We start from the raw sequence: 25,451 nt of genomic DNA on the forward strand, positions 1-25,451 counted from the left end.
GGGCGGCACGGTGATCGCACATGTCGACGTCAACAGCGCCTACTGCTCGTTCGAGCGCGTCTTCAACCCGGCGTTCGAGGGTGTCCCCTTCGTCGTGCTGAGCAACAACGACGGCATGGTCGTCGCCGCGTCGCGCGAGGCGAAGGCGCTCGGCCTGGACCTCGGCAAGCCGTGGTTCGAACTGCGCCCCCTGGCCGCGCGAATGGGCCTGGTCGCGGTGTCCAGCAACTACGAGCTGTACGGCGACATGAGCCGGCGCGTGATGCAGGTCCTCGAGCGGTACACCCACGACCTGGACGTCTACTCGATCGACGAGGCCTTCCTCGCCGTTGACCGCCGCACGGCCGCCGACCCCGAGGCGATGACCGACCTCGGCCGGCAGGCGAAGGACTCCCTGCGCCGCCTGGTCGGAGTGCCCGTGTGCGTCGGCGTCGCTCCGACCCGCACCCAGGCGAAGCTCGCCAACCGTGCCGCGAAGAAGCTCGACGTCTTCGAGGGCGTCTGCGTGTGGCCGGCGACCCGGCCGGCGTGGCGCGAGCAGCTGATGCGGTCCCTGCCGGTGTCGCAGGTGTGGGGCATCGCGTCACGCCTGGAGAAGCGGCTCGCGGGGTTCGGGATCACCACGATCTGGGACCTCGCCACGGCGAACCCGGCGATGATCCGCCGAGCCTTCAACGTGGTCGTCATGCGCACGGCACTCGAGCTGCGCGGGGTCGCGTGCATCGGGCCCGAGGCGGACCGCACCGGGAAGAAGGACCAGCTGATCGTGTCCCGGTCGTTCTCCCAGAAGATCAGCACCCGGGCCGGGATCCGCCAGGCGCTGTCGATCTACGCCCAACAGGCCGCAGCTCGCCTCGTGCGCCACAACCAGGTCGCCAAGAGCCTCGACGCGTTCGCTGGCACCAGCCCGTGGGCGACCCAGCAGCACTACCCCGCCGTGCGCGTCCAGCTGCCGGCGCCCACGGCTGACCCCGTCGAGCTCACCCGAGCCGCGCACCGTCTCCTGGACCAGATCCCGGACGGCACTCCGTACGCCCGCGCCGGCATCATGCTCACCGACCTGCGCCCCGCCGGTGTGCAGCCAGCCTTCGACCTGTTCGCTATGCGACACGAGACCGCTGGCATCGCCACCCTCGTCGACACCATCCAGAAGAAGGTCGGCCGCGACATGATCGGCCTCGGCTACGGCGGGTTCCGCCCCGGGCCGTCCTGGCAGATGAAGCGCCAGATGCTCACCCCGCGAGCCACGACCCACTGGGACGAGCTCATCACCGTCAAGGCCTGATCCGACGCCGGCGCGTCGCCTGGCTGGGCAGAACTCGTGGGCCTCTACTCGTCGACGTCGTCGAGGCCGCGCTCGAGGACGGCCTCGAGCTCGGCGGCACTGGGCAGCGCGGCGCGCGCATCGTCAGGGAGCCCGCGGTAGTCCGCGACGGCGACCGGGACCGAGGTGGAGGCGAGTGCGTACTGCACGCTCGGGCCGCTCTTGCCCGTGCACAGCAGGATCCCGATGGTCGGGGCGTGGATCTCAGGCCGGCGCAGCTCACCGTCGACAGCGGCGACGTACGCGCTCAACTGGCCGAGGTGACTGGGCTCGAACTGGCCGACCTTGAGCTCCACGACGATGTACCGGGGCGCTGGCTCCACGTGGAAGAGGAGCAGGTCAAGGACGTACTCGGTGCCGTCGCCGAGCGGGAGCCGGAACTGGCGACCGACCAGCGCCATGCCGCGGCCGAACTCAAGCAGGGTGTCCTGCAGGCGGTCCATCAGCGCCTGCTCGACGTCGCGTTCACGCTTGGAGGCGGCGTAGGCGAGGTGCTCGAAGACGTAGGGGTCCTTCACCAGCTGCTGCGCAAGGTCGGAGTCCGGGCCCGCGAGCGCCGCGCTGAAGTTCGACGGCGCCGCACCGAGGCTGGCACGGAGATCCATCTTGACGTGGTGCTCGAGGACACCGCGCGACCACCCGTCGACGGCGGCGCGCTCGGCGTACCAGTCGCGCTGGTCGCGCGCGTCGAGGCGGTCGAGCAGCACACGGACGTGGCCCCACGGAAGTCGTCCCACAGCCTGTGGGACATTCTCGGGCCAGGATTCCGCGAACGCGCGCATGTACATCAGGTTGGACCGGGACCAGCCGCTCTGGTCCGGGAACTCGCGCTTGAGGTCCGCGGCGAGGCGGGTCACGATCTTCGCTCCCCAGCCCGCCTCCTGCTGGCGTTCGAGGATGTCGCGCCCGATCGACCAATACAGGCCCAGCAGCTCGGTGTTCGCCGCGCGGACCGCGCGCAGCTGCGTGGCACGCACGCGGGCCTTGAGGGCGGCCAGCAGGTCGGCGTACCCGGCCGGTTCCAGGGCTGCGTCGTCGGTGGCCATGCCCGAAGTTTGCCCGGGGGCTCTGACACCCAGCGTCCCGGCGCGCGGTGTCAGCTGCCCCGCGCGATGGCGCCGAACTCGTCCGGGGGGATGTCCATGCCGTCGGGCAGCACGATCGCGAGCGGCGTGGGGGTCAGGTCCTCCCGGTCGTCCGGGAAGTCGCTCACCGAGTAGACACGGTAGGGCGACCGGTCGACGCCGCGGATGGTCACCGGCATGTTGGCCGCGGTGCCCGCCGCGAGCGCCGCGGCCACGGTGTCGGCGTCGACGGCGTGCGCGCGGGGGTGGAAGATCCGCACCGCGTACGCGAGCGGCTGGCCGTCGACGAGGTAGTGGAGCTTGGACTCGACGGCGATCATGCTCGCCTCGTCCTTGAGGAAGGTGGTGAACGGCTCGCCCCCGACGCCGCTGAGGGTGACGTCGAGTCCACCGAGGTCGCTGTCGATGATCACGTTGCCCTCGGCCAGCAGGCGCGCCTTACGGATCTCGGCTCGCTGCGCCAGCGTCATCTGCTCGGGCACGCGCAGGGTGATGTCGAAGTGCTTGGACAGGACGCGGAGGTCGTCGATCAGCTGCCGGTCGTACGCGCTGATCAGGTGGCGGCGATGCTCGTCGGTGTCGCCGTTGGTGCCCATCTGGGCGAACATCTTCCCCGCGCGCCACAGCTCGAGGATGACCTTGGAGCCGGACTCGAGGTGGTCGATGAGCTGGACTGCGCGTGCCGCCTGGATCGCGTCGCCGCGATGTAGCCGGCTCGCGGAGACGGTGAGGTCGACCGGGACGTTCTCGGTGGGCTTCCTGTGGTCGGGGTTCGAGGTGTCCAGGATCGTGATGGTCAGGTCCAGGCCGCACTCGAGCGCGGCCAGGATGCGTCTCCCGCGCTGGCCGGCGTGCCCGTCCATAGTGCCGCGCACGATCTGCAGGATGTCCCCGCTCGGGGTGGTCACACGCAGGTCGACCTGTCCGCGCACGAGCGGCGGCGGCCGCAGGTGCACGTTGACGTCGGTGAATTCCTTGTCGAACCACTCCGCACCGGTCAGCTCAACCTTGGCGATCTCGTCGGCGCCCAGGTCAACGGGGGTGCCGAATGCGCGTGCGTCCTCGTAGCGGCGCCGGGCTTCCTCGCCGACCGGACCGGGCACGAAGCTGATCCGGCTCGCCAGCGGTTCTTCTTCCATCGCACGCGGGTGGCGCGCGCTCACCCGGGTCGCCACGCCGTCCGGCCCGGTCGTGACCTGCAGGTCCCAGTGCAAGCTCCGGGCGGCCAGGCTCTCGCCCATGCTGGTGGCGTACTCGTCGATGTCCGCGGCAGTGGTCAGCCCCTGGCGCTCAAGCCCGGCGATGCGCAGGTCGTCCATGCGCTGGTCGTGGGTGAAGTGCTTCCACACGCGAGGGTGCTCCGCCAGGGCCAGGTCCAGGCGGGCCTGGCCGATGGTCGTGCCAATCTCGACGACGGCCGGCTTGCCAGCCAGGGAGCGCACGAAGTCGCGCTCCTTGGGGGTCAGGTTGCACGGGACGACGAGCACCCACCTGCGCGGGTTGTGTTTCATCGCGGCCTTGAACGACTTGGTGATCTGCTGTCGGCGGGGACGGAACCCGCCGGAGAACCCCTCGGGGAAGTACTTGAGCTGGTAAATCGTGTCGATCGTGCCGTCGGGCAGGGTCAGGTCGAGGTCGATGCCGCCGTCTCCGCCGCGACCGTCCACAGGTTCAAGGACACCTGGACCGCCGCTGCAGATCTCCGTCAGCAGGGCGTTGACGATCCGGTCGAACAAGGGCTGCCCGCAGGTCTTCCACGGGAACAGATCGTCGCCAGCCCTACGCATGCGCGCCAGCGTACGGACCTCCACCGACGGGTGCCGCCCGCCCACATGCCCGCCCCTTGCGACTTCACCCCGCAAGGCCACATCGCACCACCGTCGGCGCAGGGCTCCCCGCGGGCCGTCTAGAGTCTCGCCGTGAAGGTGACCGTGACCTACGAGACGATCCCGCCGGACAACTCCGGCACCCACGAACTCGACCTGCGCGAGGCGAGCGCCGAGGCCGACACCTACGAGGAGGCCTACGCCGAGCTGCGCGGTCAGACTCGTGAGGGCGAGCGGATCATCACCGTGCGCGTCGTCCCTTCCTAGGAGCACCCGGCGAGAACAACGAGGGGCGAGGCGCGGTGTGCACCTCGCCCCTCGTGTTGCTCGCGTCACTGGGTGATGACCTGGGACTCCCCGATCCGGATCGTCGTCTGCTCGTCGAAGTCCAGCGGGATCGCGCCAGTCTCGCCGATGCCGTTCCACTCGACGGTCCAGTACGACGTCGCGGTCACGGCGTACTCGCCCTGCCGGGTGAACGTGTGGCCGCAGTCGGGCGACTTCTTGGTGTCGTACTCGTCCGCGTACGGGGTGCCCGGGCCGGTGCAGGTGACGCTGCTGCCATCGCCCATGTTCCAGACGATCTTGTCGACCTTGGCCCTGGCGGTCACGGTGTATCCGCCAGCGGACGCCGTTCGCGTGATCGGCCCCATGGTCGTCCCACCGGGGTTCTCGGCCCACATCCACGTCGGCAGTCCCACCAACCCCATGCTGCCGGCGGTGTCCTCGGGGATGATGCCGATGTCGATCGCGTGCAGGCCCATCGACGCGACTGCCTCGCGAGCGAGATCCTCCGGGTCCGGGGGCGGCGGGGCGTCCGGTGCCGACGCCGCCCAGAAGAGGATCTGCTGCGTGGGGCCACCACCGAGCTGTCCGCCACTTCCACCGGTGATCGAGTCGTTGCAGACGTGAATCGCGCCGTCCTTGTGGCCCTTCCATACGGGGTTCGACTTCGGGGGCTGGGGGTCGGCCAGCCCGACGTAGATGCACGAGCGGCCGTCGACAGTCACGGCGACGGGGTTGCCTCCACCGCCACCACCGGACCCACCACCATCGCCACCACCATCGCCGCCACCAGACCCGCCGCCGTCGCCGTTCCCATCGCCCGACCCATCGTCGGTAGCCCAGATCAGGCAGATGCCGGTGCGGTCATCGTGCTTCTTGCACAACGGGCCTGCCGCGTCGGCGGGAGCTGCGACCAACGCGAGAGGGACGATGAGCGCCGCGAGCGCGGCGAGCCGTCTCAGCATTTGCCGTCCTCCTGCTCTGTGTAGTCAACCTTCCAACCGTCCGTGTCCGGGTAGTCGTAGTTGACGACGCCTACCCGCTGGACTCCCTTGTCGGGACGGTCAGCCGGCACGACCGACTTGCCGTCCTTGTCGACGACGTTGAGGTCGCTGACGTCGTAGCAGACCCGGAACTCGACGTACGGCAACTCGGGCGGGTTGGCCTTGGGCTTGTTGGTCAGATCGACCTTCGTGGCCTTGACCTCCACGATCTCTGTCGTTCCGATCTGCGTGAGCTCCTGGTCGCGCGATGCGGCAAGGAGGTTCTGGAGGTCGGCGAGCGCCGTCGTGCTCGCGACGTCCTTCAGGTCCTCCTGCTTGAACCCCTCAGGGTCCTGGAGCGCCGCGTCAGACGTCTCGTAGTAGTCGCGGACGGCCTGTTCGGCGAGCTCGGTCGCCTGCTCCTCCGGGGTCTTCGACTCCGACGGCGAGGGCGACGGGGACGGCGAGGTCGTGGCCGTCGGTGACGTCGCGTCGGTCGGTGTGGCATCGCCCCCAGGAGCGCCCTGCTGGCACGCGCCCAGGACGACGCTCATCCCGAGGACCGCGAGCGCGGTGGGGATGGTGCGGCGGGTGGTGCGGGTCATGGTGGGGGTCCTTCCCTAGAGGGCGGTGGCCATCAGGCGGTCGAAGTCGATGCCGGGGTTCTTGAGGGCAGCGAGGAGTTGTTCGGTCTCGGGCTCGAGGTCGCACTCAAGTTGTTCGGTCACGGTCAGGAGCCGGTTGATTGCTTCGGCTTCGGCCTCGGCGTTGTGGCTCTCGTGCGCTGCGAGGATACGCAGGCGCCACAGGTTCTCCTGGGCGGGTTCGATGCTGAGGCCGACGACGACGGCTTGCTCTGCGGCGCGCCAGCGGCCGTCCATGAGGCGGCGGCGGGCGAGCTCGTAGGACGCGTCGACGATCTCCGCGATGAGGCGGCGCTTGATCGGCTCGGCCCAGGCGTACCGGCGGCGGTGGGTGCCCTGGAAGGGCATGCCGCGCACGAGCTGAAGCGCGTTCTCGAGGTTCTCGGTAGGCGCGTTGATGGGGTCCTGGACGATGAGGGTGTCCCACTGTGCGGCGTCGGTGGTGACATCGGGGTGGAAGGCGTAGCCCTCGCCGGCCTGGTGCGGCGGGAGGTAGTCCTGCCCGTCGGGCGTCTTGCCGACCCAGCGGCGCAGCTTCGAGGTCGCGGTGTTCCTCGTGTTGAGGTTGTCCTCGGTGCGCCGGTCGGGCCAGATCGCGTCGTCGATCGCGGTGTGCGTGGCGCCGGGGTGCAGGGCGAGGTAGGTCGCGTACTCCAGGAGGCGGGCCCGCTTCGAGGGCTCGACCTTCCCGCCCGGGTTCAGGAGGTCCACGGGGCCTAGGACGACCACGCGGGGCGTCTCGTCCTCGTCTGCGGGCTCGTCGTCGGGCTCGGTCGCTGCGGCGGGCTCGTCGACGCCCTCGGCGGTCTCGGCGGGCGCGAGCTCCACGACATCAGCCGCAGCCTCCTCCCCCGCCTCTACGGCGGCGTCAGAGGCCACCGCGACGGCCGGGGCGCCCGGCGAAGTCTCCGGCTCCGTGACGGCGACGACGGCGACCGTCTCACCCTCCGCGGCGCTCGCGGCAGCATGCTCGTCCTCGTCGGCCTGGTCGACGTCGTCGACATCGGCAGGCGCGTGCAGGACGTCGTCCTGCAGGTCCGGGATCGCGGACACGGAGCCCACGGCGCGCTCGTCGGCAGGGTCGTCGACGGGAACGACCGACTCGACCTCGGCGAGGCTCGGGTCACGCACCGGCTCGCCCTCGAGCTCCTCGACGTCCGTCATCGCCGCGAGCTCGAGCAGGTGGCCGTACTGCTCGGACGGGAGCCGCTGAGGTCGCAGCTCGAGCCCGATCGGCGCGAGCGTCGCGACGTCGCCACCGGTGCTGGAGTCGGCCAGATCCAGCCCCCAGGAGGTGATGTGCTCACCGCTGGTGACCGCGGCCAGAGCGACGCGAGGCAGCTCGTCGATGAACCCCGCGAGCTCGTTGCGCTGCTTGTCCGTGATGTTGCCGCCGAGCAGCACGATCTCCGGCGTCCAGGCATCCGGCACAGTGCCGGCAGCGCGGGCCGCGTTCAAGTCCCCCACACCGGCCTCAGCGAGCGCCGCGCGGTCGTCGGCGGCGCGGGTGGCGAGGTGGTCGACGAGGCGGCCGATGGTGGGCAGGTAGCGGATGCGTCCGGTCTGGAGGGTGTCCTCGAGTTCGGGGAAGGCGCCGACAAGGGTGACCTGGAGGTCGTCGGCCCAGGTCGACAGGGCGAGTTCGATCGCCAGGGCGGCGAGGATCTCGCGGGTGTGCTGGTCGTCGCCGGTGATGGCGAGGGCGCCGAGGTGTTCGAGGTTGAGGAAGACGTGTCCGTCCTCCTCGTCGTGCCCGATGGTCACGAGCGCGGGGTACGGGGCGGGCGTGGCCTCCGCGACGTCGGGGGCGGTCTGCGGCGTGTGGTCGGTGTCGAGGCGCCAGACGGTCTGGTCGTCGGTGCCGATCCACGGGGCCGGCAGGGTGGTGGGCTCGGCGAGGTACAGGTCGAACTGGGTGGCGGTGAGGCGCGCGGCGCGCACGTCGGGCAGCGCGGTGCCCTCGGTGGTGCAGTGGCGGGCCAGGGCGCGCAGGGCGGTGTCGACGGTCTCGATGGACAGGCTGTCGGCGGTCGTGCGCAGCTCGGACTCGGTCTCGACGAGCTCGAGGCTGTGGGTGGGCATGCGCTGGCCGGGCTGGCGGCGGCGCTGCTGGTTACGGCGGCGGGCGATGACGAGTCCGAGGACGCCGGCAGCGAGGATCGCGCCGACGCCGTAGCTGGTGCGCGCGATCCACTGGTCAGCGTCGGCGTCCGCCGAGTCGGCCGTTTCGGTCGCGTCGGTGGTATCGGCGACCTCGACCGGGGCGGGCGCCTGCTCGGCGCGCTCCTGCGCCGCCTCAGCGACCGCCTGGGCGCGCGCGTCCTCGGCCTGTGCCTGCGCGGCGCTCTCGGCATCGTCCGCGGCCTGGCCTACGGCGCTCGCGGCTTCCGCGAGTTCGCCGGCGGCCTGCGCGACGGCGTCCGTGCGCTCCTGGGCAGCGGTGGTCGTGTCTTCGCCCGCGTGAGCGTCCTTCGCCTTCGTCGGCGCGCTCGTCTCGTCGGTCGTGCCCTTCGACGGCGCGGCCTGGCCGGGGATCTGGACGGTCCAGCCGACGTCGATGACGTCGGGGTCGCTCAGGTGCACGCCGCCGGGCTGTTCGATGTCGCGCGAGGCGTCGACGATCTCGGGGTAGCGGTCGGCGGCGCCGAGCTCGGCCTTCGCGATCGAGGACAGCGTGTCGCCGCGCTCGACCGTGACCTTCTTGCCCGCGCCCGTCTCGTCCTTGCCCGAGCCCTGGTCGGTGCCCTTGCCCGCCTTCGGGGCGGGGATCTGCAGCTCCCAACCGGCCTTGATGAACGACGCCTTGCCGTCCAGCACGGTGGGGTTGAGGTGGACGATCTCCTTGTACCTGTGCCCGTCGCCGAGGTGCGCCTCCGCGATGCCCCACAGGGAGTCCCCCTGCTGCACCGTGTAGGTGACCGTCTTCGGCGCCGACGTCGTCGCAGCGTCCTCGCTGGTGCGGGTGCGCTCGTCGGCGCTCGTAGCGGCCGTGTGTTCGTGCGCGTCGTCCGCCGCGGTGGCTGCGGCGGCCGGCTGGGCGATCGTCTGGACCGCGATCGGCTCGGCGGCGTGTGCGGGACCGGCGGACGCGGGGGCGGCGTTCGCGACGTTCGCGGCGGGGATGGCGACGAACAGCATCACGGCCGCGCCAACCAGCCCGCGGGCGGCGGCCTGCGGGGCCCTCAGGCCCGGCATGGGCGGGGCGCGCACCCCGCGCAGCTTCGCGCCGATCTCCACCAGCAGCGACAGCGTCAGCAGCGCCCACGCCAGCCAGGCCACGAGCTTGATCGCCGCGACGGCGAGGCTCCCGTCGTCCGGGCTCGTCAGCGCCGTCGTGACGTCGCTCCAGGACGGCGCACCAGCCTCGAACGGGTTGGCGCCCACCGCGAACAGCACGACCGGGAGGCCGACGATGATCACGAGGATCCCGACGACGGCCACCAGGCCCACAAGTCGACGTCGAAGTGTGGTCACTGCTCGACTCCCCCCATCACGCGCGTCAGACGCGCCTCGGCCTCTCCCGTCGCTGGAAGCGACCCAACCCCGACGATCGACAGGATCTTCGTGTCGTACCGGTCGTTCACAGTCACCACCAGCCGCGTCCCGTTCACGACGTTCACTGTGCCTCGCACGCCAGCTGCGGCCAGGTAGTCCTGCGCCGCGTTGCGGGCAGCCACCGGGTCGGCCGACACCCCGTGACCACGCATTGCCCGCGACCCGACGATCTCCTGGCCACCGGCGCGCGCGGCCTGCGCGGCGACGTCGCGCGCCCGCTGCAGGGTGTGCACCTGGCCGTTGAAGTCGACGGCGATGCCGACGAACAGCATCATCGCCAGTGCGGTGATCGCGACCCAGGTCGAGACCGATCCGCGCTCGGGGTCATCGTTCAGGCGCTCTCCTGCGCGCTGCCAGATCTTCATGTCAGCGCTCCCTGTAGGTGTCGAGGGGGCTCGAGGCGTGCCCAGTGATCGTCTTGCTCGAGGGGACGCCCGGGATCGAGACGCCGGCGAGGTTCACCACGCATGTGACGTCTGCTGTCACCGTGGCCCGTGTCCCGGCGGGGGCGGCGAACCCGCTGGTGTCGACGCGGACGCTCTGACGCAGGCACTTCACGTCCTGGTTGGCCAGGCTCGCGCTCGCACCAGACTCGGCGCGCGAAATCGCCTCCGGCTGGGTACGTGCGATCGACGCCGACCGAGCCGCCTCAGCAGCCGCCGAGTCCACGGCGAGGTTCGCCAGCGCCAGACGGGTGCCCAGCGCGAGCGCGCCGAGGAACAGCAGCAGGACGGGGATCAGGATCGTCAGCTCCACCGACGCCGACCCGCGCTCACGACCGACACGGCGCATCATCCAGTCACCCGCTCGATCGGCATCGACGCCGACTGGACGATCCGCGGCTTCCAGAACGGGACCACGCTCTTGGTCCGGACCGTGACCGTCATCGTCGCCTCCTCGGCGTTCCTGGCACCTGTCACGCCCGACGCCGGCGAGCCGAGCGACGACACGGCGACGAAGCTGCGCGCGGCCGCCACGCCCTCGCTCACGGACCCTGACTCCCCCGCCGCGATACGCGCGCCCTCCTGGGCAGCGGCGATCGCGGTGGCCTTGCCCTGGCTGATCAGCGCGCCCTGCATCAGCCCGAAGAACAGCAGGAGCACGACCGGGAGGATCACCGTCAGCTCGACGGTCGCTGAGCCACGCTCGCGCGAGTCCGCGCGAGCGTGGCGAGGGCCGGGGCGGCGTCGCATGGGTCGGCGCACCTCAGAAGATCGAGTTGACGCGATCCATGACACCCGTGCGGACGATGGCGAGCACCGCCACAGCGATGAGCACGATCGCGCCGAGCACCACGACCAGCTCGACCGTGTACGACCCCCGCTCGGGGTCGTCGGTCTCCAGGCGCTTGCGGACCGTGTCCTTCATGTTCAGGCCCAGCAGGTGAGCCGTGGCGATCATCTTGTGGAGCATGTTCTTCCTCTTCCAGATGGCCGGTTCGGTTGCTACTAACGGAATGTGCCGGCAGGGGGGTGATTGTGACGGGTACGGAGTCGATTTTCTCCAACAACTGTCGATCGCGCGGTCAGAGACCACCTGCGAGGTTGATCAGGCTGGGGGTGACCATGATGATCGCGAACATCACGGCCAGCAGCGCGCCGGGCACGCTCAGTCGCTCGCTCGCCGAGTTCGCCTTGGACAGCTCCGCGTTGAGCGCGGCCGAGCGCATTCCTTCCGAGCGCGCTCGCAGCTGCGTGTACACCTGCGACCCCTCCTTGCTGAGCCGCATGATGTCGGCGAGCTCGGTGAGCTCCGGCAGGCCGAGCTCATCGGCGAGCGCGTTGAGCGCGTCCCAGGGCGCCTTGCCGTTCCAGCGGGAGCGAGCGAGCTCCTCGCTGAGTCGGCGGAACACCCAGCTGTCGCCGACCTCGGCCGCGAGCTCCATCGCCTGGCGTGCGCCGGCGCCTCCGAGCCGCTCGAGCGCGACGAGGTCGGTGTAGGTGCCGAGCGCGTCGGTGAACTCCCTGCGGGCCTTCTTTGCATCGTCGCGAACGTTGAGGTCGGGCAGGAAGAACAGCGCGGCCGCGAGGATGAGGGATCCGATCAGCGGGAACGCGAACGGGATGTCCACCCCACCGACGATCAGCAGGTACCCCAGCACGGAGGGGAACGCGAGCCCGACGAGCGCGAAGATGACCTTCTCGCCGTAGTAGCGGTGGACGGGGATCTGCAGCAGTGCGAGCTCCTTGGTGGGGGTTCTGCCCCACCAGCTGGACGGGAGTCGCTTCAGGGCCCAGACGCCGAGACGTTCGGTCGTGCTGGCGTCGTGGGTGTTGAACGCTGCGGCCTCGGCATGGGCCTTGGCGCCCTCGGGCGAGTTGCGGTGCACGACATCTGCCAGGTCGGGCCGGGTGGGCATCAGGCGCCAGACCAGCAGGACGACGCCGACGCCGAGGAGCGCGCCGCCCAGGATGGCGATCTGCAGACCGGTGGTCATCGGTTCGTCCCTCCTCGTACGTCCGCTCCCAGGAATCGGGGCGGCTTGTCTCCCCTGGTCATCACCCGCATCCAGATCAGGAGCCCGGCGTAGCCGGTCAGGTAGACGACCAGGATGATCTGGCCCAAGGCGGTGCCGTACGGGGCCATGAAGTCTCCGGTCATGGTCAGCACGACCAGGGCACCGACCATCAGGAGGGTGACCACGCGCGCCGTGGTGCGGGGCTTGGCGCGGTCTGCCTCGATTGCTCGTGCGTCGCGCACCTCCGCCGCAACAGACTCGGCGAGCGTGGTGAGGACCGACGCGAGGCCCTGGCCGCGGCGGCGGGCGCCGAGGATCAGGTAGGAGGCGACGGTGTCGCTGACCTTGTCGTCGAGGTCGTCGGCGAACGCGCGCAGCGCCTCCTCGGTGCTCACCCGTGCGCGCAGCCGCGCGACGAGGCGGGTGACCTCGGGACGGATGAGCTTCGGGGTCGAGCGCAGGGTGGCGCGGATGGCCTCCTCGAGACCGACGCCGACCGTGAGTACGCCCGCCAACCCGCGAGTCCATTCCTCGATGGCGTCGAGCTTCTTGATCCGCTCGGTCCCCGGGGCGGGCCCCAGGAGCGCGGGGACACCGGCCACCAGGACGGGCCCGACGGGGATCGCGATGATCCACCCGCTGACGAGGTAGGCGACCAGCCCAACACCGAGACCCACCAGCAGCAGGAGGCGAGTCCGGGGCGTGACCTTGCCCCAGCGAGTGCCGAGGGAGGAACGCGAGCGGGCGGTAGAACCGGTGGGCTCTCGGCGGCGGGCGCCGAGGATGACGCCGAGAATCCCCGCGGCGACGAGGGCGCCACTGAGTGCCGGGATGATCGTGGGCATCACGCCACCCCCTGGGTGGAGGCGAGGAACCCGTCGTAGTCGAAGCCGTACTCCTCGAGCTCGCCCGCGAGGTCCTCAGGGATGATCGCCGGCAGGGCCGGGCCTCCGGCAGGGTTCGGCGTGAAGATGTTCGTCGAGGCGTACCCCTTGACCTCCTCGCCCGGCGTGATGTGCACGATCTCGGAGACCCAGCGCTGCCGACGCCACTTCTCGTCGCCGAGCTTGGTCGTCTTCAGGTGCACCTGCACGACCAGGTCGATCGTCTCGGCAAGCTTGGAGGTAGCCAGGTCGCGCGTGACGTGGGGGCCGGCCTCCATGGCGCAGGTGACCAGCTTGCGGATCGCCGCGTCGCCGTTCGCCGCGTGCGTGGTGGAGATGGATCCGGTACCCGACTCCATCGCCTTGATCATGGCCCACACCTCCTTGCCCCGAACCTCGCCGACGATCTGGCGGCTGAGGTTGAACCGGAACGAGTCGTAGAGGGCCTCGTCGAGCGTGTACTGGCCTGCCTGGGACCCGTCGGCGGCGACCTCCCCGGAGCCCGGGCGCGCCTCCCACGCGGTCACGATCGGGTGGAGCTCGGGCAGCTCGTGCAGGTGCAGTTCGAACTCTGTCTCGAAGGTGCCGATCTTCTCGTGGGACTCGAACTCCGAGCACAGCGCGCGAACCATGGTCGTCTTGCCGGCGCCCTGCGCGCCGGCAACGACGATGGACTTGCCAGCCTTGACCGCGGCGGCCAGCAGCGACGCCTGGACTGGGGTGAGCATGTCGAGCCCGATCAGGTCGTCCAACGTGACCTTGCGCATGCGGTGACGCCGGACCACGACCGACGGATGGGCCGTCACCCAGGCGGCCGCGGCGAGGCGCGCGCCGCCGTCGAGCCGCATGTGCAGCCGCGGGCTGGCGGAGGAGAAGCTTCGGGCGTTGACCTCGCTGCGGGAGGCGACGAAGGCGAGGAAGTCCAGCAGCTCAGCGTCCGAGTCCGCAACGGGCTGGGCGCGCACGAGCATGCCGTCCGTCTTCTCGAGCCAGACGTTCTCCGCGCCGTTGATCATGATGTTCTCGACCGTGTCGTCGTCAACGTACGGCTGCAGCCGGCCGAGACCGAACAGCGCGTTGAAGACCGACTCGGCCATCTGCTCCTGCTCGACGAGGCTCCACGCGGGCTCGCCCTCGTGGATCCGGTCGGCCGCCGTCGACTGCACGAGCTCCTGGATGATCGACCGACCGAGCTCCCGCTCCGCGTCCAGGTCGATGCCACGCTCCTCCCCCAGCCGGTTTGTGAGCTGCTCTGACGCCTGGGAGCGCAGCAGGGCGACCTGCTTCCAGTCGACGGCGCCCGAGTCCGTCGACGTGGTGGTGCTGGTGGAGCCGAGTCCGACAGGCAGATCCGTGACGGCGCTCGCCGTGGTGGCGACCGTCGCTGCTGCGGGAGTCGGCACTGCCGGGCGGGCGGCGTCGATGGTCCCAGCGAGCGCATGCGTGGTGGGCCGGTTCCGGGGTTCCCGGTCGGCATCGCCGAAGATAGGCAAGGACGAGAGGTTGTTGGGCTGGTCGCTCATCGCTGGCTCCCGTCGGTGGTGAGTTCGAGCTGGGCTCGGGTGTTGGCGAGGGCGGACTGTGCGGACTGCACGGCTGCACGGAGGGACTTGTTCAGGGGCGCCGAGGCGAACTTCCGGTGCTGCGTAGCACCGTGGGAGTAGGCGCTGGCCGTGTCGGGGTCCCACGCGAGCGTCGCGATGATCGGGAGGTCGAGAACGTGGCTGGCCTCGCTGGCCGTGTAGGGCCGCCCCGGGCCGATCATGAGCGCACCGATGGCCTGGGGCGCGCCCGCGTTGTCGAAACTGCGGCGGAGGGCCGGTGCCCATGAGCTGGCAGCAACGAGGCCGGGGAGGTCGCTTCGGGTGGTCAAGAGCGCCAGGTCTGCCGCGGCAAGGAGCTTGTGCCCGAAACTCTCAAGTCCGAGGCGTCCGAGGTCGACGATCGCGTCCTGGCCGTTGCGCTCGAGGGACTTCAGGAGGCTGGCGAGAGGCTCCCAGAGGGTGTCGAGGGCGCGGGACTGGTTCTGGCGCAGCGGGCCGGTGAGGACCTGGACACTGGTGTCCGGGATGGTGAAGAGCATCCCGGGGAGATCTTCGACGAGGGTGCCCTGACGCTGAGATACGGCCAGGTCGACGATCGTCTCGTTGGTCGGCAACTGTCCACCCCGGAAGTACCCGGCGTTGAGCGCACGGGTACCCGACGGGTCGGCCTCGACCAAGACGACGGGGCGCGGCCAGTGCAGGGCAAGTCCGAGCGCAGAGGTGGTGGCCCCGGGGGCGGCTGAGGCCGACGTCAGCGCGATGAGCGACATCGGGTCAGCCCTCCTGCTGGTCGGTGTCCAGGACGATCGCGACCTTGCCGGTTGCGGCACGGGCGGCGACGTCGGGCGACTGGTCAGCAGGCACCTGGACGTTCAGGATCGTGTTGCCGGTGACGTCGTCGTCGTTGATGCCGACGACCTCGGCGGGGACGGCTTCCGCGGCGGTGCTGGTGGAAACCTCGCCGCCCTCCCCCGGCGTGGTCACGACGCGGACGTGGTCGCCGACCCGGATCTGCTGGGCGGGGAGCATGCCTGCGGTGAGGCTGATACCCACCACGGAGGTGCCGTCCGCCGGGATGGGCTTGTCGGTGATCTGCTCGGCGGTGATCGCGATCCCGGCGGGCATGTCGAGCGCGGCACGCTTCCCGACGATCGTGTCGAGGTCGTCACCGGCCACGGGGTGCAGGGCGGGGTCAACGCTGATCTTGACCGTCATGACGTCGTCGGCCGTGATGACCTGCCCCCGCTCGACGGTTTGGCGCATGGCCAGCACGTCCTGGGTGTCGGAGGTGGAGCTGTAGGCCCACACGCTCAGCAGGGAACCGAAGCAGATCACGGCGGCCGCGCCGACGATCATCATCGGGCGGCGACGTCCCTTAGCCGACGTCACGGCCGGCGTGGCCGGCGGCTCGGCGTCCGCCTTGGAGCCGCGCCGGGCCGATCGTGTGGCCTCTGCGGAGGTGGTGGTGGTCATCGGTTAGTGCCTCTCGAAGGTTGCGGGGTAGGTGGTCAGGCGGAGACGCCGAGGTAGGCCTTGAGCGCCGCCGTGATGAGGTGGCCGCGCGAGCTCGCTCCGAACTCCTCTGTGAGGTTGTCCAGGACCGTGAAGTCGGCCTTGCTCATGCGGAAGTTGAGGGGCGTGAGGGGCCCGTCGGACGAGCGCCCTGCGCGGCCGCGGCGAGCCGCGAACAGCGACCCGCCGGCGCGCGTGCCGGGGTTCACGAGGTCGTCGAGGCGGTCGTAGGTCGCCTCGATCGCGATAATGATCAGCTCACCGTGAGAGATCCCCCGCTCCCGGCACGCGGTCTTCACCGGCGCGTCCAGGATCACCGGAATGTGCACGTTCGAGGCGCTCATGACGTCCTCTGGTCCCTTCGTCCCAGGGTCAGGGACACGTACCTCCGCCTGTGGCTTCGCCTTCGCGACGCTCGGCTTCGACGTCTCCCCCGACGTGGCGGCGGGCTCGTTCTTCGGCTTGCGCGGCGCACGCTTGCGACGAGCCGGGGCAGCCGGTGCGTCCACCGCGGCGGGCGCCGTCTGCTGAGCCGGGGCGGGCGCCTCGATGGAGGGCTGCGGCTCGGTGACTGTGGGGGCGGCCGGCGCCTCAGCGGGGCGTGCGGGGTCTTTCACGATGGACTCGACGTTCGGGGTCAGCGACGGACGCTGACGCTTCGGGGCGCTCATGCTGCCAGCTCCACATCCACGAACTCACGGATGACGCGCTCCGCGAGGACGTCGAACAGCTGGATCGGTGCGCGCCCCTTCTTGTCCGTCCATGCAGATAGCGAGACTCCTGCGCCGTCTGCCTCAGAGAAGCGGGTCCACTCCGGGATCCAGTCGATCACCGTGGGCACCTCCTTGCCGTTCTCCTTGCGCGTCGCCGGCACCTCGAGTGCCCAGACACGATCACCGAAGGCCTCCTTGAGGCCCTCGACCTGGTAGCGGTTCTCCGCGGTGCCCTTGAAGCGGGCGACGAGCACGGCGGAGACCTTCAGGTTCGGGTTGTGCATGTCGACCGCGTGCTCACTCACGAAGTTGGCGACCTTCAGCGCGCCGTCGACCCCGTCGAACATGGGGTCCGTCACGAGGATCACGTGGTCAGACGCAGCCATCGCCATCTGCACCAGGTGACCGAGGCTCGGACGGGTGTCGATCAGCACGACGTCGTACTTCGCGAGCCACTCCCCCGCGAGCGCCTTCTGGAGGCGGCGGATGGCACCGACGGCTCCAGCTTCGCTTTCGCGGTTGCTGAGGTCGATGCGGCTGGGGATGACGTCGATGAGCTGGGCCTCGGTGGTGGGGGTGCCCGCGTCGTTGGTCCAGCCGCAGGGGACGGTGGCGTCCTCGCCCACGCCTTCGGCGTTGGCGGCGACGGCTTCGGAGGCGGTGGCGATGGGGTTGTTGGGGTCCATCGTGATGCCGAGGCGGCGGGTGGCGTTGGCCTGGGGGTCAAAGTCGATGACGAGGACTCGCAGGCCCTTGCGTGCGAGGGCTGCGGCGAGCTGTACGACGGTTCCGGTCTTGAACACGCCGCCCTTGTTGTTGCCGATCATCAAGATCGGCGGGCGCGTGGCAGACGTTGGTTCGGCTGCTACGTCGAGCGCGGCCTTGCTCGGTGTCATTCCAGTGCCTTCCTAGGTGAGCCCGTCACGGGGGGAAGGTGCGGTGGGGGCCTGTTGTGTGACAGCGGTTGTGGTTTTTCTTGGTGTGCTGTCGGTGGTGGTGGTCCCCGCCCCCTCGTGGTGGGCGTGTCTTCAGTAGGGCTACTTTCCCGTACCGGAGGGCCTGTTGTCGCCCACCTTTGGGGCTGTGTCGCGTGTGCGGATTGCCAGGTGTTGCCCTGCTGGTTGTGTGCTTGTTCCCCTGTGGGCCGCTGTGCTCTCGAAGCGGTTGGGCCGCCGTCTGTGTGAAGAGGCCCTACGGCATGCCTGCGTGACAAGTGCCTGCGGTCCCTGGGTCGCCCATGGTTGTCCCGCGATATAGGTGCCTGCCGCCTGCACGATCCCTATGGCTCTCCACCTGTTGTGCTGCTTTGCGCTTGCACACGTACTGCCGATGTCATGGCATGCACGTGCTGCCTGTGTGCACTTGGAGTGGTGGGATATGTGGTGGCCTACTGCTGCTGCCATGCTGGCAGCGCTGCACAGCGTGCACACCCAGGCTGCACTGCACCTGCAGCCTGGGCACAGGCACCTCATCCGCGGTCGGCAGACTCTTGGCAGCTCGTTTGCTGCCTCAGCGTGGACGGTCAACCGGCGCGTGCGTAGGTGGTGGCGTCGAGCATCGTCCATTCGGTGTTGGGATCTGGTGGCGGTGTCCACCAGGCGTCCTCGATGGCGCTCAGCGGGTCCGCTGGCGCAGCTTCTGGGTCGAACCGGTGCAGGTAGGCGCGCCAGGTGTGGCGCTGCTGCGCGTAGGCGGCGATCTGCGCCTGCACGGTCACCTGGGCGCCCAGATGCTCCGCGACCTGTGGGAGGAGCTCTGGGTGGGCCCGGAGCGTCCCCGCGGGGGTGCGTTCGACGAGTGCCCACGCACTGAGGGTGTCGATCGCGTCGTGGACGGCACTGCGGCTAATACCTGTGGTCTCGACGACCGTTGTGATCGTGTCCGCGCGGCCAAGCTCGATCGCCTCGAAAACGAAGCCGGCGACGTGACCGAGCTCGCGGAAAGCGGGTCGCAGTGAGTGTGACTTGCCGCGGTCCCAGCGCAGGGTGGGTGCGCGTTCTGCCAGGTCAGGGGGCAGGGCGAGGGCCCACATGTCGGCCTTCTCTCCACGTGCTGCGGCGACCCGGATGACCCAGCCGGCGCGCTCCGCAACCTTGAGGGCAAGAGAGACCGTGGAGTGGTCCAGTCCTGAGGCCACCGCGAGAGCTCGGGTCCCGACCGCGAGCTCGGTGGAGGCCTTGGCGTGGGCGAATCCGCCAAGAGCTCGCAGGACCCAGCGCACGGCGTAGCCGCGCCGGCCAGGGAAGTGATGCTGCTCGCTCAGGTACAGGGCGGCTCGCCAGGTGCGGATCAGCTGATGCACTGCGGGTCCAGGAGGCTGGGTGGTGCGCCCCCCCTGTGATGAAGGCTTGCTCGTGTTGGAGTTACGGACAGTGGAATTCCCTAGGTCGTCGTGGGGTCTGACCTGTGGTGATGGTGCGGTGGAGCGGCTGATGAAGGTGCTCGCTGCGTGCCAGTCACGGGAGATGCGGCGGCGCCGGTCGGAGTGGTGGGCGTACAGAGCCGCGAGCCCTCGCCACCGTCCGTCCTCGATCCGAGCCACGACGTCGGTGAAGGTCAGGCGTGCGCGAGCGGCGGCAGCCATGACGGCAGCGCGGGCCTCGGACGGGCTGGGGTACCGGGCGGTGTCGTAGACGCCGGCGCGGGCGATCTGCAGGATGCGGGCGCTGATGCGGCCGGCGGGGGAGTCGGATTGGTGCCGCTGGTCGTCGACGTCGTCGGCCACCACGTCGGTGCGGCGCTCGGTACGCAAGGCGTCGAGCTGCGGGCGCAGTCGGATCTGGATGGCCTGGAGGACGTCGGGGCCGTTCGGGCGCTTGAGGGCGTCGTAGGCGGCGCTGAGGGACGTGGTGAGCTGCTGGTGGCCACCGGCCTTGTGCAGGCTGCCCGGCGTCCTGATGCAGCCAGAATCGACGGAGCGGTGGGGGCCCGGGTCGATCGCGGGGAAGAGGCGTGCGAGCGCCTCGACGACCTCACGGGCGGTGTCGTAGGCCACTCGCTCGCGCATGGGCAGGTAGATGTGGCGGCCGCCGGCGGGGGAGAGGTCGGTGAACACGCGTGCGCCGCACTCGGTGAGCCAGCGGGTGAGGTTCGCGGCTTCGGCCTCGAGCTGCTCGGGGGACCGTTCGTTCAGGTCGAGGTCGAGGCACAGCGTCTGGCAGCAACCGTCGTCGCCGTAGACCAGGACCGCGGCGGGCCCGCTGAGGGGAAGGACGCTGGTCAGAGGCCGTTCTCCACGGGCGGGGTAGTCCACGGTCCAGGCGCCGTTGCGGCGTCCGCGGCTGCCCACGCGTACGCGAGCACGGCCCGCGATGAGTCGCGCGGTGGCGGCCCACTGCTCTGTGGGGGTGCCGCTGTCCGGGTGCGCCAATGTCGGCGTGTCGCCCACGCGGCTGACTGGAGTGGGTATGATCGCTCCCAGGTAGTACGACGCACCCGCGGGTGCGTCAATCGGGGCCCATCACCTCCCGGCGGCCAAACCAGGGTGATGGACTTCTGAACTTGGGCCCGCCCCCTCCGGGGGGCGGGCCTCTCCATTTCTGCGGTTATGCAGGGATGTCGAGGACCTCCTGCTGAACACGGGTGGGCTGTGGGCGGAGCTCGGGCTTGCCGAGGTACTCAGCGATGATCGCTGCGACAAAGTCGGTGTCGTCGCGGTACGGAGACTGCTCCTTGGCGGACCGGTAGGCGGGCGCCAAGGACTCAGGGACGTACCCCTCGACCCTTCTACGTGGCCCCTTGCTGGGCCTTCCTGCCTTAGCCATGCGAGCACCCAACCACGCCGCGTTGCGCATGAGCATGCGACGCGACCGGCGTGGCGGATATTTCTCCCGGAGATTTCTCCGTGCTGCGTCGGGGGCGTGCCAGGCCGCGAGCGCCCGGACGGACGGACGCCGCAACCCCTGCCCGGAGGGCGCACGGACCGACGAGGTGGTCGATCGGCCGACCGTCGGCCGGCCGTGCAGCCTGCCTGCATTGCATGTACCTGACCTGTTGTGGATGGGCCGAGTTATCCGTGTGTGTCTGGGGGCGCCCTACGGCGGGCGCGTTCGGGACGTGTGTATCTGGGGGCGCAGCGGGTCTCTGTGCAGGTCAGCGTGTGTGTATCTGGGGGCGCACCGTTCGGCGCGCGGGCGTGCCAGGAGAGGAGTGTCGGGTTATCCATGTGTGTCTGGGGGCGCACCGTGGTGTGTATCTGGGGGCGCAGGTCTCGTGTTTCCGCAGGTCAGAGCCCATAAATCGGCCCTCCCCTGTAGTTAGAATCTCCTGTAGAAATCTCACCTGTAGTCGTCGGCGTGGGCCCTGTGGATCTGGGGACGGCGGGCGCAGCTCGTCGAAGAGCCAGAAGAGATTTCCTCTCGCCTGTCACAACCGAGGGTTCCTGAACACGTTCCGCAGGGGTGAAGGAACCCGACACGGAGGAGACCCGCCCGATGTCCACCACCACCGCTCCGGCTGCGGGAACCTCGGACGGCGTCGATGACGGCCTGCCTGGCGGCCTCGTGGCACTCGCGAAGGCTCACGCTCAAGCAACCAGCCATGAACCCCTGACCACGCCGGTGCCTGTGCCGCTGTCGGGGGAGGGCGGTACGCCGATCAGGCTGTCTCGTCGGGAGAGCGAGCTCGTGGAGGCGGCATACGAGATCGAGACGAGCGACGCCGCGGCAGCGGGGGAGATCGGCTATGCGGCCCGGATCTGGACGCAGCTCGCCCTGCCGTACTCCGACCCAGGGGCGGTGCCTCGGTGGGAACGACGCAACGGGGCGATCACGCTGATCATGCGCCCGGCCACGATCCTCGGGCCTGACGGGCAGTCCGAGGACGGGTACCCCTTCGGCGTTCTACCGCGCTATCTGCTGTCCTGGATGGCTACCGAGGCCGTGCGGACCCAGAACCCGTGCCTGGACCTCGGAGGGTCGTTCAACGAGTTCATGGGGCGGCTCGGCCTGGGGCACAACGGGCGCGACGCGGGACGGCTGAAGAACCAGATCTACCGCCTGGTCGGCGCGACGATGCAGATCCAGGAAGTGCACCGCGAGGGCGACGGTCATCGCGTCGGTGGACAGAACTTCTCCGTCGCCGAGTCGTTCGACCTGTGGCTGCCCGGCCGAGGCGACATCTCCGACGACCAAGGAGCGCTGTGGAGCAACACGGTGACGCTCTCCCCGCAGTTCTACCGCTCGATCGTCCAGACGCCCGTGCCGGTCGACCTGCGCGCCCTGCGTGCCCTCAAGGGCGCCCCGATGCGCCTGGACATCTACACCTGGCTCACCCACCGGATGAGCTACCTGTCCCGCTCCACCCTGGTGCCATGGAGCGCTCTGGAGGTCCAGTTCGGCGGGCAGTTCGCACGGCGACGCAAGTTCAAGGAGACGTTCGTAAAGAACCTCGCCGCGGTGAGCGCCCTCTATCCGGCCGCGAACGTACACGTCGAGGACGCCGGGCTGCGCCTCTTCCCGTCCGCACCGCACGTGTCCACCCGTGCCGCGCGAGCCCTGGCAGGGGGAGACCCGACCGCCACCGGCTCGCGCCCCAAGCGCTGAGTGCCCCGCTCCACGCTCTCTGGGTGCCCACAAGGACCCCTGGGTGGGGGGAGCCTCGTCTACGGTGACTGCAGAATTCCGGACCGAGCAGGAGGTCGGCACACCATGCGGCCCATCAGTTTCGACTACAGGCCCAAGCGCACCGCGTGGCTGGACTACAAGACCGGCCGCGGCGTCACCGACAACGGCACGAGCATCAGGCCCAAGATCGGCGAGCGCCGCAAGTACCCGAACCTGACCGACCTGCTCGACACCGCGCACACCATGGGTGCCGAGCGGATCATGCTCACCGGCGCCGTGCCTGAGGTCGTGCCTGGTAAGAGCCACTGGCTCATCGCGAAGACGCCGGGGTGGAAGGCCAGCGGGCACTGGCTGAACAAGCCGGTCACCGGCAGGTTCGTCAACGAGCTCTCCGGGGATTCGCTCGAGGTGCGCACGGTGGAGGAGTGGTTCTCCACCAGCGATCTGAGCCCGATGCAGGCACGCGACGCGTGGGACGTCACGGCGCGTGTGCTGGCCGACGCGATCCCGCACGCTGTCATGGCGCTGACGCCTGCGAGCACCGGCGCGAATGCCTGGGCGCTGTCGCTGCCCAAGACGATCGGTGGCCGCCGCCCGGGAGGGAAGGGCCCTGTCCAGGGCGGCGAGCCGTTCGAGCTCGAGCCGATCCCGAAGGACATCGCCGACGAGCTGCACTTCACCGCCGGGCAGCACCGCATCGAGCACCTGACCACCGGCCCCGACCGGTGCGACTGCGGGGACTGCCTGGCGCTGTTCGACGCCGAGGCCACCCCGCAGCTGGAGACGTTCTCCTACGTCGACGGCCGGTTCATGTACGCCGCGTGCTGCCGTGAGCTGGGGACCATGCCAGCAGTGCGGCTCAACCGCGCCGCGGCCGCTGATCTGCTGGACCGTGACCCGTACGCCCGCGCCCGCTACTACGTGCGCTTCACCATCCCGGACGCCTGGGACCACGTCGGCCTGCTGGGCGTGAAGCACGCACAAGTCTCCGCGGGCTGGCACTACCCGAACCGGCCCGGCACCACGTTCGAGACCTGGGCTGACGCTGTGGAGGTCAAGATCGCGCGCGACGCGGGATGGTTCGTCCAGCCGCTCGAGGGCGTCGCTTTCAGGAAGAGCCGGGTCCTGGACACCTTCGCCGAGCGGATGACCCGTGCTCGCGAGCGCGTGAACACCCGCCCTGACATCGAGCCGGAGGTCCGGCGAGCGGTCGCGGCGGCGCTGCGGTCCATGCTGATCCAGACCATCGGCAACTTCGCCTCCCGGCTGCGGGGCCGGACGGTGACGGTGTGGTCCGTCGACGAGATCCCCGCCGAGTACGCCGACACGATGCAGCGCTACGGCGACGCGTTCACCTACGAGATGCCCGGCCGCGAGCACAACGCGCGCGAGCTCGCGTTCTACCGTCCCGAGCTCGCCGCCCAGGTCTGGGCCCGCGCCCGTGCCCGTGTGCTGAGCTCACCGCTCGGCGGCGGGAAGACGTGGAACGGGGGAGTGCTGGCCATGGGCCCGTCCACCCTGATCGGTATCAACGGTGACGCGATCTACTCCAGCGTCGTGCCGAACTTCGCCAAGCCAGTCGACCCGTCGGTCCCGGATGACCGCGGCGGTGACGACGGCAAGGTAGGACGGCTGCGCATCAAGGGCGTCCTGCACGACGTGCCCACCCCCACCGGGCTCGAGGCCCGCAACGTGCTGCGCGCGAAGGCCGAGGCCGCCGGTGTGCCCGGATGGGAGAGCGATGTCTGACCTGCAACCCGCGTGCATGTGCGCTCGTGGGGCCCGGCCCCTGAACGAGGAGGCGAGCGATCGTGGCACCGCCGAGTGATGAGGCGCTGAGCGTGGCGGACATGCTGCGCCGCCAGCGAGGCCGCGGAGTGAGTGTCGTGGAGCTCGCGCGGATGCTCGACCGCTCGCCCCGGATGGTCCGCAAGATCTTGTCGGGGGAGACCTCCGGCGAGGCCTACCGCGGCGCCGTGACTCAGCTGCACGAACGCGGTCGTGTCGCCGCCCCGCCCGCTCGTCGTCGCGGCAAGGACGGGCACGTGGTTGCCGTGCGGGCCAAGGCGTCTGCCGGTGGCGGAACCCGGGTGCCCGCGGAGCCCCCGCGCAGGCTCAGGCCTGGCCGGTTCTCGGAGTCGATGACACCCATGGCCGGCGGGGCCCGCCAGTACGAGTTCACCGCCCCGAAGACCCGCGACGCCAAGGGGCGCCAGCAGGCGAACGCCACGATCGTGTCCCGGCTGCGCTCCGCGGCCAAGGGCCAGCGGTGGGACCGCAAGAAGGTGAAGTTCGACATCCAGCTGTCGAACGGGCACTCGATGACCGTCGGGTCCAAGCACGGCTACCAGGTCAGCAGCGTGCTCGGTCGCTCGCGCGGCTTCGAGGGCGACGCGCTCGGGTGGCTCAAGACGCAGGTCCAGCACCGCTACCCCGACCTGGACAAGTCCGGAGTGCGGATCACCAACCTCGTGATGACCGTCTACAACCACCGCGACGAGGGCCGTCACTGAGACGGCAGGGCCCCCGCGGCGGTCACGCTGACCACCAGGTCTCCTGGAGGGCGTCACACGAGCACCCTGGCCGACACCTTCCCCCAGGTAGCAGAACCGCTACCGAGAGAAGGCCAGCCATGGACACCGTCACCCGCATGACCACCGCCACGCGACACCCGAAGGACACCCCCGCGCGTCGGCGCACACCGCGCCCCTCGGCCCCGGTCGAAGTGGGGACACAGGTGCAGATCCGCGTGCACGCGTGGAACCACGACCACACCGGCAGCCACCGCATGCCCACCGACCATGTCGCCGAGTGCACGGTCACCGGCCTGGTCTGGGACGACTGGACCGCGCCCGGTGAGTGGTCCGTGGACATCGAGGTCATCGACGTCGCGCCCGAGCTCGCCCACCTGCTGGGGCGCCGTGCCCCGGCATCCGACATCGTGCCCAACAGCGCCGTGTGTCCGGACTGCCTGGGCACCGAGGGCGCCGGTCGGCACCTCGAGACCTGCATCGAGCCCAACCTCATCGAGCAGGCCGGCCCGAACCACAGCCCAGCCTGACGCCAGCCCCAGC

The 25,451-nt window shown here is 70.0% G+C and carries 23 protein-coding genes; 6 read left to right on the plus strand and 17 right to left on the minus strand.

All coding sequences use genetic code 11. The features are described 5' to 3' along the window. Positions 1-10: 10 nt before the first annotated feature. Complete coding sequence (locus ACFQ8Y_RS15015; RefSeq protein WP_430562909.1) at positions 11-1,285, plus strand: Y-family DNA polymerase; 1,275 nt, start codon at positions 11-13, stop codon at positions 1,283-1,285. A 44-nt stretch (positions 1,286-1,329) separates the two neighbouring features. Here the strand turns inward: ACFQ8Y_RS15015 and ACFQ8Y_RS15020 are convergent, their stop codons facing one another. Next, a complete protein-coding gene (locus ACFQ8Y_RS15020) occupies positions 1,330-2,370 on the minus strand; it encodes a YhcG family protein (protein WP_430586001.1) in 1,041 nt (346 codons plus the stop codon). 50 nt (positions 2,371-2,420) lie between these two features. Next, positions 2,421-4,196, minus strand: a complete 1,776-nt coding sequence (locus tag ACFQ8Y_RS15025) for a hypothetical protein (protein ID WP_430586002.1) — start codon at positions 4,194-4,196, stop codon at positions 2,421-2,423. Positions 4,197-4,328: 132 nt separating this feature from the next. Between ACFQ8Y_RS15025 and ACFQ8Y_RS15030 the strand changes: the two genes are divergently transcribed. Then, entirely contained in the window at positions 4,329-4,502 is a 174-nt protein-coding gene (locus ACFQ8Y_RS15030) for a hypothetical protein (protein WP_430562906.1), read from the plus strand. A gap of 65 nt (positions 4,503-4,567) precedes the next feature. Here the strand turns inward: ACFQ8Y_RS15030 and ACFQ8Y_RS15035 are convergent, their stop codons facing one another. The 15 genes from ACFQ8Y_RS15035 to ACFQ8Y_RS15105 all read right to left on the minus strand — a co-directional run bounded on the left by ACFQ8Y_RS15035 (position 4,568) and on the right by ACFQ8Y_RS15105 (position 20,201). After that, entirely contained in the window at positions 4,568-5,485 is a 918-nt protein-coding gene (locus tag ACFQ8Y_RS15035) for a hypothetical protein (protein WP_430586003.1), read from the minus strand. Beyond that, entirely contained in the window at positions 5,479-6,108 is a 630-nt protein-coding gene (locus ACFQ8Y_RS15040; protein WP_430562904.1) for a hypothetical protein, read from the minus strand. The genes ACFQ8Y_RS15035 and ACFQ8Y_RS15040 overlap by 7 nt, the downstream gene beginning before the upstream one ends. 15 nt (positions 6,109-6,123) lie before the next feature. After that, on the minus strand, positions 6,124-9,621 hold the full coding sequence (locus ACFQ8Y_RS15045) for a LysM peptidoglycan-binding domain-containing protein (protein WP_430586004.1): 3,498 nt from the start codon (positions 9,619-9,621) through the stop codon (positions 6,124-6,126). Next, positions 9,618-10,067, minus strand: a complete 450-nt coding sequence (locus ACFQ8Y_RS15050; protein ID WP_430562902.1) for a pilus assembly protein TadG-related protein — start codon at positions 10,065-10,067, stop codon at positions 9,618-9,620. Before ACFQ8Y_RS15050 ends, ACFQ8Y_RS15045 begins: the two co-directional genes overlap by 4 nt. A gap of 1 nt (position 10,068) precedes the next feature. Next, positions 10,069-10,497, minus strand: coding sequence for a TadE/TadG family type IV pilus assembly protein (locus tag ACFQ8Y_RS15055; protein WP_430586005.1), 429 nt, complete (start codon positions 10,495-10,497; stop codon positions 10,069-10,071). Next, a complete protein-coding gene (locus tag ACFQ8Y_RS15060; protein ID WP_430562900.1) occupies positions 10,494-10,895 on the minus strand; it encodes a TadE/TadG family type IV pilus assembly protein in 402 nt (133 codons plus the stop codon). The genes ACFQ8Y_RS15055 and ACFQ8Y_RS15060 overlap by 4 nt, the downstream gene beginning before the upstream one ends. Positions 10,896-10,908: 13 nt before the next feature. Continuing rightward, positions 10,909-11,103 carry a hypothetical protein gene (locus tag ACFQ8Y_RS15065; RefSeq protein ID WP_430562899.1) on the minus strand — a complete coding sequence of 65 codons (195 nt, stop codon included), beginning with the start codon at positions 11,101-11,103 and terminating at the stop codon, positions 10,909-10,911. A 124-nt stretch (positions 11,104-11,227) separates the two neighbouring features. After that, positions 11,228-12,139: a hypothetical protein gene (locus ACFQ8Y_RS15070; RefSeq protein ID WP_430562898.1), complete on the minus strand. Its 912-nt coding sequence runs from the start codon at positions 12,137-12,139 to the stop codon at positions 11,228-11,230. Then, a complete protein-coding gene (locus ACFQ8Y_RS15075; RefSeq protein ID WP_430586006.1) occupies positions 12,136-13,005 on the minus strand; it encodes a type II secretion system F family protein in 870 nt (289 codons plus the stop codon). The genes ACFQ8Y_RS15070 and ACFQ8Y_RS15075 overlap by 4 nt, the downstream gene beginning before the upstream one ends. Next, complete coding sequence (locus ACFQ8Y_RS15080; protein WP_430586007.1) at positions 13,005-14,567, minus strand: CpaF family protein; 1,563 nt, start codon at positions 14,565-14,567, stop codon at positions 13,005-13,007. The genes ACFQ8Y_RS15075 and ACFQ8Y_RS15080 overlap by 1 nt, the downstream gene beginning before the upstream one ends. Then, a complete protein-coding gene (locus ACFQ8Y_RS15085; protein WP_430586008.1) occupies positions 14,564-15,358 on the minus strand; it encodes a hypothetical protein in 795 nt (264 codons plus the stop codon). Before ACFQ8Y_RS15085 ends, ACFQ8Y_RS15080 begins: the two co-directional genes overlap by 4 nt. Before the next feature lie 4 nt (positions 15,359-15,362). Next, entirely contained in the window at positions 15,363-16,061 is a 699-nt protein-coding gene (locus ACFQ8Y_RS15090; RefSeq protein ID WP_430562893.1) for an SAF domain-containing protein, read from the minus strand. A gap of 35 nt (positions 16,062-16,096) precedes the next feature. After that, a complete protein-coding gene (locus tag ACFQ8Y_RS15095) occupies positions 16,097-16,444 on the minus strand; it encodes a hypothetical protein (RefSeq protein ID WP_430562892.1) in 348 nt (115 codons plus the stop codon). A gap of 323 nt (positions 16,445-16,767) precedes the next feature. Continuing rightward, positions 16,768-17,709, minus strand: coding sequence for a ParA family protein (locus tag ACFQ8Y_RS15100; protein WP_430562891.1), 942 nt, complete (start codon positions 17,707-17,709; stop codon positions 16,768-16,770). Between the two features lie 626 nt (positions 17,710-18,335). Beyond that, positions 18,336-20,201, minus strand: coding sequence for a hypothetical protein (locus ACFQ8Y_RS15105; protein WP_430586009.1), 1,866 nt, complete (start codon positions 20,199-20,201; stop codon positions 18,336-18,338). Between the two features lie 1,045 nt (positions 20,202-21,246). Here ACFQ8Y_RS15105 and ACFQ8Y_RS15110 point away from each other — a divergent pair. From ACFQ8Y_RS15110 to ACFQ8Y_RS15125, 4 genes are all read left to right on the plus strand, one after another. After that, a complete protein-coding gene (locus ACFQ8Y_RS15110) occupies positions 21,247-22,356 on the plus strand; it encodes a replication protein RepA (RefSeq protein WP_430586010.1) in 1,110 nt (369 codons plus the stop codon). 105 nt (positions 22,357-22,461) lie between these two features. Continuing rightward, positions 22,462-24,126: a hypothetical protein gene (locus tag ACFQ8Y_RS15115; RefSeq protein ID WP_430586011.1), complete on the plus strand. Its 1,665-nt coding sequence runs from the start codon at positions 22,462-22,464 to the stop codon at positions 24,124-24,126. Between the two features lie 401 nt (positions 24,127-24,527). Continuing rightward, on the plus strand, positions 24,528-24,890 hold the full coding sequence (locus ACFQ8Y_RS15120; RefSeq protein ID WP_430562887.1) for a hypothetical protein: 363 nt from the start codon (positions 24,528-24,530) through the stop codon (positions 24,888-24,890). A gap of 119 nt (positions 24,891-25,009) precedes the next feature. Then, positions 25,010-25,438, plus strand: a complete 429-nt coding sequence (locus tag ACFQ8Y_RS15125; RefSeq protein WP_430586012.1) for a hypothetical protein — start codon at positions 25,010-25,012, stop codon at positions 25,436-25,438. Positions 25,439-25,451 lie beyond the last annotated feature (13 nt).

The sequence above is a fragment of the Isoptericola sp. NPDC056605 genome, from assembly GCF_042792795.1.
GTDB lineage: Bacteria > Actinomycetota > Actinomycetes > Actinomycetales > Cellulomonadaceae > Isoptericola.

Bases quoted from the DNA above. Each gene is read 5' to 3' on its own strand.
- ACFQ8Y_RS15020 (WP_430586001.1), bottom strand. From the start codon at position 2,370: ATGGCCACCGACGACGCAGCCCTGGAACCGGCCGGGTACGCCGACCTG.
- ACFQ8Y_RS15025 (WP_430586002.1), bottom strand. From the start codon at position 4,196: ATGCGTAGGGCTGGCGACGATCTGTTCCCGTGGAAGACCTGCGGGCAG.
- ACFQ8Y_RS15035 (WP_430586003.1), bottom strand. From the start codon at position 5,485: ATGCTGAGACGGCTCGCCGCGCTCGCGGCGCTCATCGTCCCTCTCGCG.
- ACFQ8Y_RS15040 (WP_430562904.1), bottom strand. From the start codon at position 6,108: ATGACCCGCACCACCCGCCGCACCATCCCCACCGCGCTCGCGGTCCTC.
- ACFQ8Y_RS15050 (WP_430562902.1), bottom strand. From the start codon at position 10,067: ATGAAGATCTGGCAGCGCGCAGGAGAGCGCCTGAACGATGACCCCGAG.
- ACFQ8Y_RS15055 (WP_430586005.1), bottom strand. From the start codon at position 10,497: ATGATGCGCCGTGTCGGTCGTGAGCGCGGGTCGGCGTCGGTGGAGCTG.
- ACFQ8Y_RS15060 (WP_430562900.1), bottom strand. From the start codon at position 10,895: ATGCGACGCCGCCCCGGCCCTCGCCACGCTCGCGCGGACTCGCGCGAG.
- ACFQ8Y_RS15065 (WP_430562899.1), bottom strand. From the start codon at position 11,103: ATGATCGCCACGGCTCACCTGCTGGGCCTGAACATGAAGGACACGGTC.
- ACFQ8Y_RS15070 (WP_430562898.1), bottom strand. From the start codon at position 12,139: ATGACCACCGGTCTGCAGATCGCCATCCTGGGCGGCGCGCTCCTCGGC.
- ACFQ8Y_RS15075 (WP_430586006.1), bottom strand. From the start codon at position 13,005: ATGCCCACGATCATCCCGGCACTCAGTGGCGCCCTCGTCGCCGCGGGG.
- ACFQ8Y_RS15080 (WP_430586007.1), bottom strand. From the start codon at position 14,567: ATGAGCGACCAGCCCAACAACCTCTCGTCCTTGCCTATCTTCGGCGAT.
- ACFQ8Y_RS15085 (WP_430586008.1), bottom strand. From the start codon at position 15,358: ATGTCGCTCATCGCGCTGACGTCGGCCTCAGCCGCCCCCGGGGCCACC.
- ACFQ8Y_RS15090 (WP_430562893.1), bottom strand. From the start codon at position 16,061: ATGACCACCACCACCTCCGCAGAGGCCACACGATCGGCCCGGCGCGGC.
- ACFQ8Y_RS15095 (WP_430562892.1), bottom strand. From the start codon at position 16,444: ATGAGCGCCTCGAACGTGCACATTCCGGTGATCCTGGACGCGCCGGTG.
- ACFQ8Y_RS15100 (WP_430562891.1), bottom strand. From the start codon at position 17,709: ATGACACCGAGCAAGGCCGCGCTCGACGTAGCAGCCGAACCAACGTCT.
- ACFQ8Y_RS15110 (WP_430586010.1), top strand. From the start codon at position 21,247: ATGTCCACCACCACCGCTCCGGCTGCGGGAACCTCGGACGGCGTCGAT.
- ACFQ8Y_RS15115 (WP_430586011.1), top strand. From the start codon at position 22,462: ATGCGGCCCATCAGTTTCGACTACAGGCCCAAGCGCACCGCGTGGCTG.
- ACFQ8Y_RS15120 (WP_430562887.1), top strand. From the start codon at position 24,528: ATGGCCGGCGGGGCCCGCCAGTACGAGTTCACCGCCCCGAAGACCCGC.
- ACFQ8Y_RS15125 (WP_430586012.1), top strand. From the start codon at position 25,010: ATGGACACCGTCACCCGCATGACCACCGCCACGCGACACCCGAAGGAC.